Annotated in this window: 13 protein-coding genes and 1 pseudogene; 8 read left to right on the top strand and 6 right to left on the bottom strand. The window is 57.2% G+C overall.

Annotated elements, in window-relative coordinates; translation table 11 throughout:
• Positions 1-2: 2 nt before the first annotated feature.
• Positions 3-725 carry a two-component system response regulator RstA gene (gene rstA, locus QY76_RS11370; protein ID WP_034163403.1) on the bottom strand — a complete coding sequence of 241 codons (723 nt, stop codon included), beginning with the start codon at positions 723-725 and terminating at the stop codon, positions 3-5.
• A gap of 22 nt (positions 726-747) precedes the next feature.
• Entirely contained in the window at positions 748-1470 is a 723-nt protein-coding gene (gene folM / locus QY76_RS11375) for a dihydromonapterin reductase (protein ID WP_034163404.1), read from the bottom strand.
• Between the two features lie 655 nt (positions 1471-2125).
• Between folM and QY76_RS11380 the strand changes: the two genes are divergently transcribed.
• A complete protein-coding gene (locus QY76_RS11380; RefSeq protein WP_034163405.1) occupies positions 2126-2527 on the top strand; it encodes a hypothetical protein in 402 nt (133 codons plus the stop codon).
• A gap of 268 nt (positions 2528-2795) precedes the next feature.
• Here QY76_RS11380 and QY76_RS11385 read toward each other — a convergent pair whose 3' ends face one another.
• Positions 2796-4187: an amino acid permease gene (locus tag QY76_RS11385; protein WP_034163406.1), complete on the bottom strand. Its 1392-nt coding sequence runs from the start codon at positions 4185-4187 to the stop codon at positions 2796-2798.
• A 242-nt stretch (positions 4188-4429) separates the two neighbouring features.
• A complete protein-coding gene (ydgH, locus tag QY76_RS11390; protein WP_034163407.1) occupies positions 4430-5380 on the bottom strand; it encodes a DUF1471 family protein YdgH in 951 nt (316 codons plus the stop codon).
• A 554-nt stretch (positions 5381-5934) separates the two neighbouring features.
• Here ydgH and pntA point away from each other — a divergent pair.
• Together pntA and pntB are read left to right on the top strand one after the other, a co-directional pair.
• Positions 5935-7461 (top strand): Re/Si-specific NAD(P)(+) transhydrogenase subunit alpha, encoded by a 1527-nt coding sequence (gene pntA, locus QY76_RS11395; RefSeq protein WP_034163408.1) that lies wholly within the window; start codon positions 5935-5937, stop codon positions 7459-7461.
• Positions 7462-7473: 12 nt separating this feature from the next.
• A complete protein-coding gene (gene pntB, locus QY76_RS11400) occupies positions 7474-8865 on the top strand; it encodes a Re/Si-specific NAD(P)(+) transhydrogenase subunit beta (RefSeq protein WP_034163409.1) in 1392 nt (463 codons plus the stop codon).
• A 74-nt stretch (positions 8866-8939) separates the two neighbouring features.
• Here the strand turns inward: pntB and uspE are convergent, their stop codons facing one another.
• Entirely contained in the window at positions 8940-9899 is a 960-nt protein-coding gene (gene uspE, locus QY76_RS11405; protein WP_034163410.1) for a universal stress protein UspE, read from the bottom strand.
• A gap of 188 nt (positions 9900-10087) precedes the next feature.
• Positions 10088-10846 carry an FNR family transcription factor gene (locus tag QY76_RS11410; RefSeq protein ID WP_012848584.1) on the bottom strand — a complete coding sequence of 253 codons (759 nt, stop codon included), beginning with the start codon at positions 10844-10846 and terminating at the stop codon, positions 10088-10090.
• 541 nt (positions 10847-11387) lie between these two features.
• Here QY76_RS11410 and QY76_RS11415 point away from each other — a divergent pair.
• From QY76_RS11415 to QY76_RS11435, 5 genes and pseudogenes are all read left to right on the top strand, one after another.
• Positions 11388-13361 (top strand): U32 family peptidase, encoded by a 1974-nt coding sequence (locus QY76_RS11415; RefSeq protein WP_045427745.1) that lies wholly within the window; start codon positions 11388-11390, stop codon positions 13359-13361.
• Between the two features lie 274 nt (positions 13362-13635).
• The gene (gene asrA, locus QY76_RS11420; RefSeq protein WP_045427742.1) at positions 13636-14685 is read left to right on the top strand and encodes an anaerobic sulfite reductase subunit AsrA; all 1050 of its coding nucleotides are present in this window, start codon (positions 13636-13638) and stop codon (positions 14683-14685) included.
• On the top strand, positions 14685-15503 hold the full coding sequence (gene asrB / locus QY76_RS11425; protein WP_034163413.1) for an anaerobic sulfite reductase subunit AsrB: 819 nt from the start codon (positions 14685-14687) through the stop codon (positions 15501-15503). The genes asrA and asrB overlap by 1 nt, the downstream gene beginning before the upstream one ends.
• An 11-nt stretch (positions 15504-15514) precedes the next feature.
• Positions 15515-16521 (top strand): annotated as a pseudogene (asrC, locus tag QY76_RS11430) (sulfite reductase subunit C).
• A 151-nt stretch (positions 16522-16672) separates the two neighbouring features.
• Complete coding sequence (locus tag QY76_RS11435; RefSeq protein WP_045427735.1) at positions 16673-16969, top strand: DUF406 domain-containing protein; 297 nt, start codon at positions 16673-16675, stop codon at positions 16967-16969.
• Positions 16970-16974 lie beyond the last annotated feature (5 nt).

Genomic DNA, 16974 nt, shown 5'->3' on the forward strand with positions numbered 1-16974 from the left:
TACTATTCCCAGGCGTTAGGCGCAAACAGGTATCCCTTATTGCGTACGGTCTTGATGCGTACGGGCTCGGGCCCGGTATCGTGCAGCTTGCGGCGCAGACGGGAGATGGCCACATCGATACTGCGATCCAGACCGTCATAGCTGACGCCGCGCAGATTCTGCAGCAGGGCATCGCGATCCATAATGGTGCCGGCGTGGGTCGCCAGCTCCCACAGCAGGTCAAAATCGGAGGTGGAGAGATGCACCTCCGCGCTGGCGAGGCGTACCTCGCGGTTGACCGGATCGATACAGAGTTGACCGAGCTGCAGCGGATTGAGGCGGGCCGACGGCGCCGGTGCGCGGCCCGTACTCTCCGGCTGCGGCGTCGCATGCTGGCGCAGATGCAGACGCAGGCGCGCCAGCAGCACCGCCGGCGGCGTCGTTTTCAGAATATAGTCACTGGCACCCATCTCCAGCGACAAGATATGGTTCATATCGCTGTCGAGCGAGGTCAGTAGCACGATGGGCCCAGCGTAAGCCGGCCTCAAGTCCCGGCATAGGCTCATACCATCCTTACCCGGCAGCATGATATCCAGCATCACCAGATCCGGCATTAGCCGAAGGATGGTGTCAAAGGCGGTATCGCCGCGCGGCTCCAGCGTGACATCAATGTCATGTTTTCCCAGATAGGCGGCAATCAGCTGGCCTACGTCGGGATCATCCTCAACAAATACAATTCTGCTCATCGTCTCTACACCTGGTTAACGGCTAGCGCAGGGGGCGGCCACCGTCTACCCCTATGGTACGACCGGTAATGAAACGACTATTCAACAGGAAGTCAATGGCATTGACAATCTCTTGTTCGCCTGCGGCAATTTTCATCAGCGACTTATCCAGCGCTTTTTGTCGATAGGCCTCATCATCCTGCGGGTTGAACAGGATCAGCGCCGGGGCGATGGCGTTGACTTTGACCTCTGGTGCCAGCTTGCGAGCAAAGGAGCGCGTCATATTGTCCAGCGCGGCCTTACCGGCGGCATAGGCGATATGGCTGTCGCTGCCGCGCTCGACAACATAATCGGTCAAATGGATGATATCGGCGCCGGCGTCACCCTGTCCACGCAGCAGGGGCTCCAGCAGCAGATTCAGCAAGTAGGGCGTGTGGACGTGGATCTGCAGCATAGCATTGAGCGTCTGCTCCGGCGCGACGTCGGGGCGTTCGGCCTGCCAGGCGCTGGCGTTGTGTATCAGCGCCCTCAAGCGCGGCGTGATGCGTTGCACCCGCGCGGCGAAGTCATAGATTCCCTCCGTCGTCGAGAAGTCACACTGTAGGCAGAGCGCCCCGGCCTGACGCAGCGATGCTAGGGCCGGGTATTCACTGCGGTAGGCTACCAATACGGGGATCTCTCTGGCCAGCAGGGAGAGGGCCAGCGCCAGTCCGACGCGGCGGGCGCCGCCGGTGATCACCACCGGTGGCATGGACTGCGTATCCATCTGCGATTTCCTTAACTGAAAAAGGTATGCGGCTGTGCGATACCGTTACGGTCCAGCGTATTATCAGTGCGCTGGATATGTACCGTAAAGGTTAAAATACGCCGGGCAATTATGTCATTTGCTATATACCAACGCCCATGGCGTTAATAGAGTGTAAATGAATAGGGCGCAATAGAGAAAGCATCCGTGCGTCAGAGGATATGATCATGATGCTACTGATGTGCGCTTCATCACAAAATATTTATCGTTACAAACAGGATAGAAAAGGTTACGCCAAGGGGATAACTATAATATCTCTCATTTTGTAAATAAAAATAAACAAGGCGTGGAGAATATGTCGTTATTTCTTTAAAAAAGTTTTCCCTATCGCTGCAATACATTTTGCCTATTGGATTACATTAGTAAAATCAGTTAATTGCATTTATTTTTTGCTTTTATAAATGTTAAGCTACTGATAATAAAAAGCGCGCCAGGTTAATCCATCGCTAAATTGTGAGGTGGATTTTGTATGTTTGCCGTCTCCGCCAGAGGAGACGCCAACTTTATATTGAACTCTCCGCAACGAGTTGGAATAATAGTCCGACACCGCAGAAATAAAGCCACGCTGTCCATGGATGCTCTAAGCGTTGGCGTGATGCGATTGGGAGCCTGGAATATGTCTGATCTTTATCGGTCTGTCGGAAAACAAGAGCGGGTTTGTTTCGACTACACGCATTTTCTGTCCGCATCGTGTAATAAACGCTGGCGTTTCGTCGATGCCATTTGTGGGGTGATGCCGCTGTTCGGCATGGTGACCCGCGACACGGCGCAGAGCAAACGCAGCACCCAGAGCGCGCGCATTCGTCAGCTAGCGCTGCAGGTGCTCTCAACCCAGGTCAGCGATGAAACCAATATCCTGCGCCTGATTGAGCTGGTAAACCATCAGGGGCTGCCGGAGATCGAAATCCAGCTGCCCTATGCGCTAGAAGAGTCCCAGCTGAGCGCGATCCGCGCTCAGTCCGTGATTCCAGTCCGCATCGAGCCGCGTGGCGAACGACTGCTGATCGCGCTGAAGTAGCGACGGGAAAGAGCGCACTCAGTCCCATGACCGTTCAGGCAGGGCGCGGTGGTGCGCGTCGAAGCGAAAACACGGATCCGCACGCCCTCTGGGCGTGCGGATTTTTTTGTCTCTTTCCTTCGGCTCGGCAGGGGGCGGCTTATTGGCTAGCGCCTGCCGAGCCGGACCGCCCAGAGACCACTCCCAAGCGCGACACATAAAAAAGGCCGCAGCGGATAGCGCTGCGGCCTTCTGAAACCTCTCACGGGCCTCGCCGTGGGGGGCGCACTCAGTGCAGCATAAACCATCCCGCGGGCAGGGTTGCCATCAGAAGCAGGCAGATCCCGCTACGCTCCAGCAGGCTCATCCGCTGGCGATCGCACTGAGAGCGGCGCGCGTGCATAAAGACCAGCAGGCCCGGCGCATACAGCAGCACCGACATCAGCAGGTGCGTCAGTCCAGAGGCATACAGCAACCACAGGCCATAGGCACAGGCCCCGATGGCCGCCAGCGTAATCCAGCGATCGCCTTTTTCCCGCGCGACCTTATACAGGAAGGCGCCGACCAGGAAGTAGGGAACCAGGATCATCTCGGAGGCGATGGTCAGCAGGTTGTTGTAGTTTGCGCCGGTTGCCCAGATGATGATCAGCGTCACCTGCACCGCGCCGTTGGTCAGCCACAGTGAAGAGGCCGGAGCTTCTTTGGCATTCTGCTTACCAAAGATTTTCGGAAAGGCTCCGTGCTGCGAGGCCAGGAACGGCACCTCTGCCGCCATGATAGTCCAGCTCAGGTAGGCGCCGCAGACGGAGATAATCAGTCCGCCGGCGATCACGATTTCGCCAATCGGGCCGATCATCTTCACCATCAGTCCCGCCATGGAGGGGTTGCGCATTTCCGCCAGTTCGGCACGCGGCACCACGCCGAGGGAGAGCAGGGTTATCAGCAAATAGACCACCAGCGCGGAGACGACGGCCAGCATCGTCGCCCGACCCACATCTCGCTTATGGCGGGCGCGGGCGGAGACCACGACGGCGCCCTCCACGCCAATAAAGACCCACAGGGTAAACAGCATGGTGTCCTTGACCTGCTCCCAGACCGGGACGCCCATCTTCAGCCCGGTAAAGTCGATCTTAAACGTATCCAGACGAAAGGCGATGGCGGCCAGGATCACAAACAGCCCGAGCGGCAGCAGCTTGGCCAGCGTAGCGGCCAGGTTGATCCCCGCCGCGGTTTTAACCCCGCGCAGCACCATAAAGTGCACGACCCACAGCAGAATGGATTCGCCGATCACCGCCTGCCAGGTGTTCCCATCGCCAAACAGCGTCTGCTGCGGCGAATCGGTGAAAAAACTCAGGGCGGCAAACACGATGACCAGGTAAGAGACGTTGGCGATCACGGCGCACAGCCAGTACCCCCAGGCCGAGCAAAACCCCACCAGCTCGCCGAACCCCTCTTTGGCGTAGGTAAAGATACCACCGTCCAGATCGGGACGTAAGCGGGTCAACAGCAGCATGGCCAGCGCCAGAAACAGAATCCCGACGCCGGTAATTACCCAGCCGATCAATAAAGCCGCAGGGCTTGCCACATCCGCCATATTTTGCGGCAGGCTGAATACGCCGGCGCCGAGCATGGAGCTCAATACCAGCGCCGTCAGGGCGGTAAGTCCGAGTTTTTTTTCCAAGGCAAAATCCAAAAATAGATGAATTAACCAATATTTTACATTTCTACGATGTAAAAACTGACGATGACGGGCTCAGCGGGGGCTGGCCGGTAAAAGTGGCGCCGATTGTACGAAGAGAGCGCCTGGCGCGCAATGGAATACTATGCAATTTGAGTAAAAAATTATTCAAAAACAGCGGGCTTAGGCCGCGGAAAGCGTAAAAAAAAACGGCCCCGCAGGGCCGTTCGTCATACAACCGGCGTTTATTTAAACAGATCGGCGCTGACGGTCAGGTTGCCGCCGCTCTGATTTTGCCACTGGCGGGTGATGTGGTAGTACTTGGCACCCTTCGCCGCCGCACGCTTGGCGGCTTCCGTTGACATATCGGTCATGCTGTTAAAACGACCGGTAAAGGTGATGGAGTCAAAGGGAACCATCTGGGCGGCGGTGGCATTGTTCAGCTCTTCGATTTTGGTGCCGTTCGGTAATGTTACAGTGTAACGGTGACCGGAAGAGGACTGCGTCTGCCAGAATTGACCGACGTTGCTGCTCAGGGTCGAGGAGGAGGCGACGCCCGGGATCTCGACGTTGGCGGCCGCGGCACCGCCGGCGGCCAGCGCCGCGCGACCCGCGTCAGAGTCGGCGGGGATCGCATCGGGACTCTGCACCTGACGCTTCGGCGCATCGGCTTTAAAGACGTAGGCGGTGATCGTCTGGTTGCCACCGTTATTGGTATCGATCTGACGCACGATGTAAAACGCCGCGGCCTCTTTCTTCTTGGCGGCGCGCGCGACGGCGTCATTGACCTCTGGCTGACTGTTAAAGAAGCCGCTGACAGTCACGGTATCGAAAGGCTGTAGCGCAACGGCCTCTGCTTTCGGCAGCTCTTTAACCCCCTGGAAGTAACGGTAGCTTTGGCTCTTGTCGACGGTTGCCGCATCTTTCTTATAGACGTTGGCCACGACGCGCCAGTTGCCGCCGTCGTTGCTGGCGTTGGTATCCAGAATATAGAAATAGGCGGCGCCCAGCTGATCGGCCCGACGAGAAACGGCGTCCGCCGCCTCGCTGAGCATATTGAAGCGCCCGCTGATGGCGATTTGTTCGAAAGGCTTCAGCTCCGCGGCTTTTTGCGGCGTGAGTTCTTGGGCCGCCTGGACAGAAAATGCCGTGGCAGAGAGCAGGGCCGACGCAACGAGGGTGGTTTTCAGCTTCATATCAAAAAAATCCTTTACGCCTTATAAGGTTGTTTTGGTTAGCGGCAGAAGCCTACACCGGGGCGTCCGGCTTTTGCCAAACCTTGCCGCGATTGACAATGACAGCACATAATAATGCGCCAGATTATTACACGTAATGCTGCCCCTTGCCTCAGGATTTTATGCGATCAATGCGCTCGTCCGCTGTTATTGCAGCGGCTGCCATCTTCTCTGAGAGGGGATGGGCAATCCACCTGGCTGCCGGACAGCCTCTCTGCCTGCGGCGATAACTCGGCTGATAATTAATTGATTTCGCGTTTTCTTTTTTAAAACACCGCCGCATCCTTTGCGTGGGCAGGGGCATAAACAGCCGTAAATCAGGCATTAGCGGTTATCTCAATGACAAATGCGAAAGTTTTGCCGATTTTGGCACCGGACGTGACGATCAGTAGTGGATCGGCGCACCTGTTTTCAGTAGTTTATAGCAAGCTATCAGCAATTTTCGCTAACAGCATACAAGGTCATCGCAGGGTATGGATGACGCTCATCTTATTGACAGGTGAAAAGGGACGATTATGCGTATTGGTGTACCAAAAGAGCGGTTGGCCAATGAAGCCCGCGTAGCGGCGACGCCGAAGACGGTAGAGCAGCTGCTAAAGCTGGGCTTCACGGTGGCTATCGAAAGCGGCGCAGGAAAACTGGCCAGCTTTGAAGATGCCGCCTATCAGCAGGCCGGCGCCGAGGTAGTGGAACTTGACGAGGTTTGGCAGTCTGACGTGATTTTAAAGGTCAACGCGCCGGATGATGATGAAATTGCCCGCATTAAGGCTGGCGCTACCCTGATAAGCTTCATCTGGCCGGCGCAGAACCAGGCGCTGCTGGAGAAGCTGACCGCGCGCCAGGTCACGGTGATGGCGATGGATTCGGTGCCGCGTATTTCGCGCGCCCAGTCGATGGACGCCCTCAGTTCCATGGCAAACATCGCTGGCTACCGGGCCATCGTGGAGGCGGCTCATGAGTTTGGCCGCTTCTTTACCGGTCAGATCACGGCGGCGGGTAAGGTGCCGCCGGCGAAGGTGATGGTGATCGGCGCCGGCGTTGCCGGTCTGGCCGCCATCGGCGCTGCCGGTAGCCTCGGCGCCATCGTACGCGCCTTCGATACCCGTCCAGAAGTCAAAGAGCAGGTGCAGAGTATGGGCGCCGAGTTTCTGGAGCTGGACTTTGCAGAAGAGGCCGGCAGCGGCGACGGCTATGCCAAAGTGATGTCGGAGGCCTTTATTAAGGCCGAGATGGCGCTGTTCGCCGCCCAGGCGCAGGAGGTGGATATCATCGTCACCACGGCGCTGATCCCGGGGAAACCGGCGCCGCGCCTGATCACCAAAGAGATGGTCGCCGCCATGAAGCCGGGCAGCGTGATCGTCGATCTGGCGGCGCAGACCGGCGGTAACTGCGAGCTGACGCAGGCGGATCGGGTGGTGACCACCGAAAACGGCGTCAAGATCATCGGCTATACCGATCTGCCGAGCCGTCTGCCGACCCAGTCATCCCAGCTGTATGCCACCAACCTGGTCAATCTGCTTAAGCTGTTGTGCAAAGAGAAAGATGGCACCCTTAACGTGGACTTTGAGGATGTGATCATCCGCGGAGTGACCGTGGTGCGGACGGGAGAGATTACCTGGCCTGCGCCGCCGATCAAGGTTTCCGCCCAGCCGCAGGCTGCCAAGGCAGAGCCGGTAGCCGCCCCCGTGGCCAAGCCGACGTCGCCGCTTAAGAAGTACCTGCTGATGGCCCTGGCCATCGTGCTGTTCGGCTGGATGGCCAGCGTGGCGCCGAAGGAATTCCTATCGCACTTCACCGTATTTGCGCTCTCCTGCGTGGTGGGCTACTACGTGGTCTGGAACGTCAGCCATGCGCTGCATACGCCGCTGATGTCGGTCACCAACGCCATCTCCGGCATCATTGTGGTCGGTGCGCTGCTGCAGATTGGGCACGGCGGTTGGATCACGTTCTTTGCCTTTATTGCGGTGCTGATCGCCAGTATCAACATCTTCGGCGGTTTCACCGTCACCCAGCGCATGCTGAAAATGTTTCGTAAGAACTGAGGGAGGTAACAAATGTCTGGAGGATTAGTCACCGCAGCATACATTGTTGCCGCCATCCTGTTTATTTTTAGTCTGGCCGGGCTCTCCAAGCACGAGACGTCCAAGCAGGGCAATACCTTTGGCATGGTCGGTATGGCCATTGCGCTGATCGCTACCATCTGTGGTCCCGACGCCGGCAGCATCGGTTGGATCATCGTGGCGATGGTGATCGGCGGCGCTATCGGCATGCATCTGGCGCGTAAGGTCGAGATGACTGAAATGCCGGAGCTGGTCGCTATTCTGCATAGCTTCGTCGGTCTGGCGGCGGTTCTGGTGGGCTACAACAGCTACATCGAGCATCAGCCGGGCAGCATGGAAGCGGTGCTGGAAAATATCCACCTGGTCGAGGTGTTCCTGGGGATCTTCATCGGGGCCGTCACCTTTACCGGCTCTATCGTCGCCTTTGGCAAGCTGCGCGGGATTATCTCATCCAAGCCGCTGATGCTGCCGCATCGCCATAAGCTGAATCTGGCGGCGCTGGTCGTCTCGTTCCTGCTGATGCTGTGGTTCGTCAATACCGGCTCCAGCGTGGCGCAGGTGTTTGCCCTGCTGCTGATGACGCTCATCGCGCTGGCCTTTGGCTGGCACTTGGTGGCCTCTATCGGCGGCGCGGATATGCCGGTGGTGGTTTCCATGCTGAACTCCTACTCCGGCTGGGCGGCAGCAGCGGCGGGCTTTATGCTGAGCAACGATCTGCTGATCGTAACCGGCGCCCTGGTCGGTTCGTCCGGTGCCATTCTGTCCTACATCATGTGTAAAGCGATGAACCGCTCCTTTATCAGCGTGATCGCCGGTGGCTTCGGCACCGACGGCTCATCCACCGGTGATGAGGGCGAAATGGGTGAATACCGCGAGGCCAGCGCGGAAGAGGTGGCCGACATGCTGAAGAACTCCTCAAGCGTGATCATCACGCCGGGGTATGGCATGGCCGTCGCGCAGGCGCAGTATCCGGTCGCGGAAATCACCCAGAAGCTGCGCGATCGCGGGATCAAAGTGCGCTTTGGCATCCACCCGGTGGCGGGGCGCCTGCCCGGTCACATGAACGTCCTGCTGGCGGAGGCCAAGGTACCGTACGATGTGGTGCTGGAGATGGATGAGATCAACGATGATTTCGCCGATACCGATACGGTACTGGTGATCGGCGCCAATGACACGGTCAACCCGGCGGCCATGGAAGATCCGCGCAGCCCGATCGCCGGGATGCCGGTGCTGGAAGTATGGAAGGCTCAGAACGTCATCGTGTTCAAGCGTTCCATGAATACCGGCTATGCCGGGGTGCAAAATCCGCTGTTCTTTAAAGAAAATACGCAGATGCTGTTCGGCGATGCCAAAGACAGCGTCGAGGCCATCCTGCGCGCCCTGTAAAGGGTCGTCGGGATGAAAACGCAAGCGCCCCTATGTGGGGCGCTTTTTTCATTTAAGGGCGAGGTGCCGTCGGCTTACTCGTCATCGTGCTCATCTTCGCAGTCCACCTCCAGCGGCGAGGCGTAGCCGTCCGGCTTAATCGCCAGCAGGTCGCATTTCAGATGATCGATCACATGTTCCGCCGTATTGCCGATAAACGCCGCGGAAATACCGGTGCGCCCCAGGGTGCCGAGCACCACCACGCCGGCATTGAGCCGGGCGGCGACCGCGGGGATCACATCCTCCGGCAGTCCTTTCTCTACGTGGGTCTGCGTCTCTGGGATCGAAAACTTCTGCCGCAGCGCCTTCATGGCGACCAGATGCTGGCCGCGAATGGCCTCGTTGTAGATACGCGGATCAAAGTCTGGAATTTCGATAGCAGCATTGATCGGCGTCACCGGATAGGCCGCCACCAGGTGAACCGCCGTCTGGTTCACCTTCTCCGCCAGCGCCAGCGTCTCCCGTACCAGCTTGATATTCAGCGGATCGTGATAGGGCTCCTCGCTGGAGAGGTTCACCGCAACCAGCGCCACGCCATTCTCCGGCCAGGGCTGATCCTTCACCATCCATACCGGGCAGGGGCATTTGCGCAGCAGATGCCAGTCGGTGGGGGTAAAAATGACCGACTCCAGCCGATCGTGCTGGTGAGCCATCTTCAGCAGCAGATCGTGACCGCCGCGGATCACCTCCTGGATGATGGCCTCGAACGGGCGATTATGCCAGATCACCTTAATCTCAATGGAAATACCCGCCTCAAGGTAGTAGTGGCACTGCTCGCGGATCCAGGCGGTGCGCTGGCTGACGACGCCTTGGCGCATGGTCACCCGCTCGCTGGGCGACAGCAGGGTCGTCATCTCGTAGGAGAGATCGTAGATAGGCAAAAATGCCAGGATCTGGCCGCCGTTACGCTGCACCAGGTATACCGCGCGCCGTAGCGCTGGCTGATCGTTTTGGTTCGGATCGATAGCCACCAGTATTTTCTGATATTGGGCCATATGGACTCTCCTTACTGCCTCATCATTAACGTGTTTTTACGCGAACTTCACCATTCACCATACAATAGAATAGATAAGGAAAATGCCGACGAGCAACAAATCAGAAAATATAATCGAGGGAGGCCTGGGCAGGGAGGGTGACACTAAAAAACGGCCCGCAGGCCGTCTTCTTTATTCGCAGCGGGCGTTCATTCGCCGCAGGGCGTACGCGGATTACCGGCCAGATGGGCCAACGCATCAATATCTTGAATCGTAATATATTTACCCTTTACGCTGAGAATATCGCTTTTCTGAAAGCGTCCCAGCAGACGGCTGATAGTCTCTACCGTCAGGCCAAGATAATTCCCGATGTCGCCGCGGGTCATGGTCAGGCGGAATTCACGCGGTGAGAAGCCCCGCTGGGCAAAGCGCCGCGACAGGTTATAGATAAAGGCGGCCAGACGCTCTTCGGCATTCTTCTTGGAGAGCAGCAGGATCATGTCCTGATCGCCCTTAATTTCGCCGCTCATCAGGCGCATCATCTGCTGACGCAGACTGGGCATTTTACCGGACAGGTCGTCCAGCGTTTCAAAGGGGATCTCGCACACCATGGAGGTTTCCAGCGCCTGGGCAAAGCTGGGATGCATCTGCGCGCCGATGGCGTCAAACCCCACCAGGTCGCCCGCCAGGTGAAACGCCGTGATCTGCTCGTCACCCTGTTCGGTGATGGTATAACTCTTAATGGTTCCGGAGCGGATCGCGTACAGCGACTTCAGTTCATCCCCCGCCTTAAACAGCGCCTGACCTTTCTGAATCGGCTTTTTACGCTCAATGATGTTGTCGAGCTGATCCAGCTCATGCTCATTAAGCGTAAACGGGATACACAGCTGGCTGATGCTGCAATCCTGACAGTGGATCGCACAACCACCAGACTGGATACGGCGAATGACACGTTTTTCCGGAATCATAGGTGTTGCCTAAATAATATTGATATCGGTCAATTTTAACATCTTTTACGGGGGATAATAAACCCTATTGTTGATCCAGATTTGGGGATGCGAATTAAGGCACGTTTCGTGTATAAGCTGTGATGTATAGCACATTATTTATTGGTGACATTGTCACGATAATATGGTTAGCGCCATTAATTATGTTAGTGCTATGATTTTTCCTGTTGATATCGTGTTAGCCACGGCGGGGATGGCGGCGTAAAAATACGCGCAGAGCGAGACGGCGCGGGGCTTGGCGCGGAGGGAACGATCGGAGCGGAAATTAAAAATTACAGCGCGGGCAAGAATAAAATCACACAAATAAATAAAGCGGCGCAGCGCCATTTAAGTAAGTAATTTGTTTATAATAGCACGCCGGGGCGCCGAAAAAATAGCGCAGCGGTGAGCCTAACGGCGGCCGGCGCGGGCGACGCGGATAAGAAATTCACAGCGCTAGCCTTGTAACTGTGTCCGGCGCGACTACAATAGCGCCGTTTCAGAGACTAACCACGGTAACCGCATGCGCCAACCCACACACAAGCTTGAACTCCTCAGTCCCGCCCGCGAGGCGGCCATCGGCCGTGAGGCCATTCTGCACGGCGCCGATGCGGTTTATATCGGCGGACCCAGCTTTGGCGCGCGCCATAACGCCGGTAACTCCCTGAGTGATATCGCCGCCCTGAGCGATTTTGCCCACCGCTATGGCGCCAAAATCTTCGTTACGCTCAATACCATACTGCACGATAATGAGCTGGAGCCAGCGCGCAGCCTGATCCACCGTCTCTACGACGCCGGCGTGGATGCGCTGATCGTGCAGGACATGGGGATCCTGCAAATGGACATTCCCCCCATCGATTTACATGCCAGCACCCAATGCGATATCCGCAGCGTGGAGAAGGCCCGTTTCCTATCCCTGGCCGGCTTCTCCCAGATCGTGCTAGCCCGCGAGCTGAGCCTGCCGCAGATCGCCGCTATCCGCGACAGTATCGATGCCAATATCGAATTCTTCATCCACGGCGCGCTGTGCGTAGCCTATTCCGGGCAGTGCTATATCTCTCATGCCCAGACCGGGCGCAGCGCTAACCGCGGCGACTGCTCCCAGGCCTGTCGTTTACCCTATACCCTGAAAGATGAGCAGGGGCGCGTCGTCGCCTATGAGAAGCATCTGCTGTCGCTCAAGGATAACGACCAAAGCGACAACCTGACGGCGCTGATCGATGCCGGCGTGCGCTCCTTTAAGATTGAGGGGCGCTACAAGGATATGAGCTATGTGAAAAACATCACGGCCTACTATCGCCAGCGCCTGGACGCCATCCTGGAGCAGCGGCCAGACCTGAGCCGCGCCTCCCTGGGCCGCACCCGTCACTTTTTTACGCCGTCGCCGGACAAGACCTTTCACCGCGGCAGCACCGACTACTTTGTGCGTGAGCGACAAATGGATATCGGCGCGTTTGAGTCGCCCAAATTTATCGGGGTTCCCATCGGTGAGGTTACCGCCGTTGCCGCCGGGCACCTGGATGTCAGCGTCCACGAGGCGCTGCACAACGGCGATGGACTGAACGTACAGGTGAAGCGAGATATCGTCGGGCTGCGGGCCAATACCGTAGAGGCGCGGGGCGAGGGGCGCTACCGTATCTGGCCTAACTGGCCTAACGAAATGCCGCCGGCGCTGGCTACGCTGCGGTTGCCCCATCCCCTGAACCGTAACCTAGACCACGATTGGCAGCAGACGCTGCTGAAGAGCTCCAGCGAGCGCCGCGTCGGCCTGAAGCTGCGTTTAAGCGGCTCGGCACAGCGGCTGCAGTTGACGCTCACCTGTGAGGATGGCGTCAGCGTTAGTCACTCTCTGACGGGTCACTTTGAACCGGCGCGCCAGGCCGAGCGGGCGCTGCAGGGGCTGCGCGAGGGGCTAAGCAAGCTGGGACAAACCCTGTATCAGGCCGATGAGGTCGAGATTGCGCTGGCAGAGCCCTATTTTGTCCCCAACAGCCAGCTGAACCAGCTGCGCCGCGAAGCCATCGAGCGGCTGGATCAGGCCCGGGCCTGCCAGGACAAGCGTCTGCGGCGCAGGGCCGCGCTGACGCCGCCGCCGCAGTATCCGCAGAGCCATCTGACCTATCTGGACAATGTGTATAACCGACTGGCCCGTGAGTTTTATCACCGGCATGGCGTCACCCTGATCGACGCCGCCTATGAGGCGCACGTGGAGAAGGGCGAGGTTCCGGTTATGATCACCAAGCACTGCCTACGCTTTGCGTTTAACCTCTGCCCCAAGCAGGCGAAAGGGATCCAGGGCGTTAAGGGAAGGGCGTCGCCGATGCAGTTGGTGTACCAGGATGAGCTACTGACGCTGAAGTTTGACTGTAAACACTGTGAAATGCAGGTTATTGGCAAGATTAAACCCCACGTGCTTAAAATGGCGCTGCCGGGGAGCGTATTGGGCGCCATTACACCGGATGAGCTGCTAAAAACGCTGCCAGGAAAGCAAAGATAATTCTGGAATATCCGTAAAATAACCAATTATTTTCATTTTATTTACCCCTCGGCGGGAGAGATCTCCCGCCAAAAATGCGATCTGACTTGCATTTCTGACTGTCTATCTACCGCTGCCATCGCGCGAAAATAAAATAATTTATTGTTTTCATAAGATAAATTTCATTTACCTCTTTTTACTTTATCGCTAATTCGCATTTCGCGTAAGTCGACGTCGCGCAGGCGTTATATATTCATATTCAGAAAATCCATACAATTAACATGGAGAAGTCATTATGTCACTTCGTTTGTCTGAAGCCGACGCCGACGCGGCGCTGACGCGCCTGCGCAGCCACTACCGGGTTTATGCGCCGGTGGCGGAGTATCGCGGCGGACGCTTTTCTGATACTGATAATATCGTCTACCAGGAGGTGACTCGCTGGCGGGATATTGTCTGGCAGGAAAAGTCCCATATGGCACCCAGCACGATTATATCCCCGATTACCGAGACACTGTTTCACTTCGATAACGATGTGATTCAGATTGCCGATGTCGATCGCCGTCCACGTCTGATCCTGGCGCGCGCCTGTGATATTAATGCCATGAGCCGCCTTGACTATATGTATCTGAAGAACGGCAATAATGCCGACTACAGCTACGCATTAGTGCGCGACAGCATCAAGTTTGTGCTGATGGAGTGCGCATCCAGCTTTGAAAACTGCTTCTGCGTTTCCATGGGAACCAACCGAACTGACAGCTACAGCGCCGCGATGCGTTTTGATGAGCAGGGGGTGAACGTCGAGATCACCGATCCGGCGCTAGAGGCCGCCTTTTCCGGGCTGGGGCAGGCGTGTAACTACCGCGCTGGGTTCGTCAGCGAGAACTCAGAGAACGTGGTCACCCCGGACCAGGTATGCGATGACCCTAAGCGCGTGCGCCAAATCCTACAGCAGAGTCCTCTGTGGGATGACTACCAGCACCGCTGCATCGGCTGCGGCCGCTGCACCACCGGTTGCCCAACCTGTACCTGCTACAGCCTCTTCGATGTCGCCTATGCCGAAAATCCACAGCGCGGCGAGCGCCGTCGTCAGTGGGCCAGCTGTATGGTGGCCGGATTTACCGATATGGCCGGTGGCCACCAGTTCCGCGACAAGGTCAGCGAGCGTCTGCGCTTCCGCGCACTGCATAAGGTCAACGACTACCGCGCCCGTGCCCAGGAGGGGGAGCATATGTGCGTCGGCTGCGGCCGCTGCGACGATCGCTGCCCGCAGTATATAAAATTTTCAAATATTATTAATAAGATGAGTGCTGAAGTCGCCCGGGTGCTGCAGGAGGAGCAGGAATAATGTGTAACGGTAACTGTGAACATCGTCACCAGGTGCTGCTGCCGGCGGCATACCCGATTCTGGAGATTGAGAAACATACGGCGCTGGAGTGGAACTTTCGCGTTGCCTGCGACTTTCCGCTGCACTATGGCCAGTTTGTGGAGGTCTCTCTGCCGCTGGTCGGCGAGGCGCCGATATCCGTTTCCGACTATGGCGATGGCTGGGTTGATCTGCTGATCCGCCGGGTAGGGCACGTGACCGATGCGCTGTTTGCGCTGCAGATCGGCGATAAGGTCTGGCTGCGCGGCGCCTACGGTAACGGCTATGACCTGAGCCAGTTTTACGATAAGCGCCTGATCGTGGTCGCCGGCGGCACCGGCGTAGCGCCGGTAAAAGGGCTGATGCGTCATTTTTGCGAGCATCCGCAGCAGGTAAAAAGCCTGGATATGATCTTGGGCTATAAGAATCAGGACAGCATCCTGTACAAACGCGAGCTCGACTTCTGGCGCAGCCGGCACAACCTGTGCCTGACCCTGGATGAGGGCGACACCATCGCCGAATATTATCACCTGGGGCGGGTGACCGACCATCTGCCGTACCTGGACTTCAGCGCACCGGAGGAGATCCAGGCCATCGTGGTCGGGCCGCCGGTGATGATCCGGGCGACGGTCGCCATGCTGCAGGAAAATGGCCTGCGGGATGAGCAGATTTGGGTCGACTATGAGCGTCGCATGGCCTGCTCTGTCGGCAAGTGCGGCCACTGCCGCATGGGAGATGTCTATATCTGTGTCGATGGGCCGGTGTTTAACTATGCCGACGCTCGCGCCATGGTTGACTGAAGGAGCCAATAATGAGTATCGATGTCGATATTTACCGCGCTCGGGCGCTGAATGAATACCGTTTCTCCAAGGTACGCTCTGAGGCCATGGTTAGCGTCAGGATCCCCGGGGGATCCTGCCCGCACGTCTGCTGAGCGTAGCCCAGCAAATCGCCGAAGAGTATGGCAACGGGCTGATTCACCTGACGACCCGCCAAAAATTGGCGATGCCCGGTATTCGCTATGAGGACATGGACAAGGTTAACGCCGCACTGGAGCCCTTTATCCGCGAGATTGAAATTGAAACCTGCGGGATTGAGGTCGAGGATCCGAAGGCCGGCTATCAGGCTATCGGTGGGCGTAACATCGTTGCCTGTCAAGGCAACCGCATCTGCCAAAAGGCCAATACGGATACCACCGGCATGGCGCAGCGGCTGGAAAAGCTGATCTATCCCAGCCGCTATCATCTCAAGGTGGTGATGGCCGGCTGCCCTAACGACTGCGCTAAGGCCACCATGGCCGATCTGGGGATCCTGGGGGTCGCCCGGATTAACTTTACCCCCGAGCGCTGCATCGGCTGCGGCGCCTGCGTTCGCGCCTGTAAACACCATGCCGTCGACTGCCTCTCCCTGCTGAACGGTAAGGCCACCAAGCAGGAGAGTCTGTGCATCGGCTGCGGCGAGTGCGTGCTGGCCTGCCCAACGCTGGCCTGGCAGCGGCGTCCGGAGCAGCTGTACCAGGTGCGCCTGGGCGGCCGTACCAGTAAGAAGACACCGCGCGTCGGTAAAGTCTTTCTTAACTGGGTCACCGAAGAGGTGATCCAGGCCGTCATCGGCAACATATTTGAATTTGAACGCGAGATGCTGGACGGCACGCCGGTGTATCTGCATATGGGGCATCTGATCGATCGCGCCGGCTACAGCGACTTTAAAAAGCGGGTGCTGCGTGGCGTCACCCTGAATCCGGGCGCCCAGGTCGCCGAACGGATGTATTGGCAAGAGGACACCTACGTCGGCAACGTCCACCTGAAATCGGTGTAGCGTGCCCAAGAGGGATCAGGTCCGCTGCGGCGGGCCTTTTTTATAAATTAATTTATCTGTAAAAGTGGCTGTATATATTATAATTAATCGTTTTTGTTAATTATTAATTTGTTTTACTCTAGAAACAGTTGATAATAATGAGGGCAATGTGATGAAAGACGTCGTCGATAAATGCAGTAACAAAGGCTGTGCCATCGATATTGGCTCTGTGCTCGATAACGATAATTGCACCACCATCATTACACAAGCCTACGCCAGCCGTGATGAGGCCGAGAAACAGCTGGCTCAGTTAACCGCTAAAGCCCAGCGCGTCGCGCAGCAAGAGTACCCTTGCATCATTACCCACGACATCGCTGAAAAAGAAGGGGAGTTTGTTCTTAACGCCCATTTCAATTTTTCATGCCAGGCAGAAACCGTTATTTTTGAGCTTTCACTACGCCACGCATAAACGGT

Origin of the sequence: Edwardsiella sp. EA181011 (assembly GCF_000800725.1) — a bacterium.
Classification (GTDB): Bacteria; Pseudomonadota; Gammaproteobacteria; order Enterobacterales; family Enterobacteriaceae; genus Edwardsiella; species Edwardsiella anguillarum.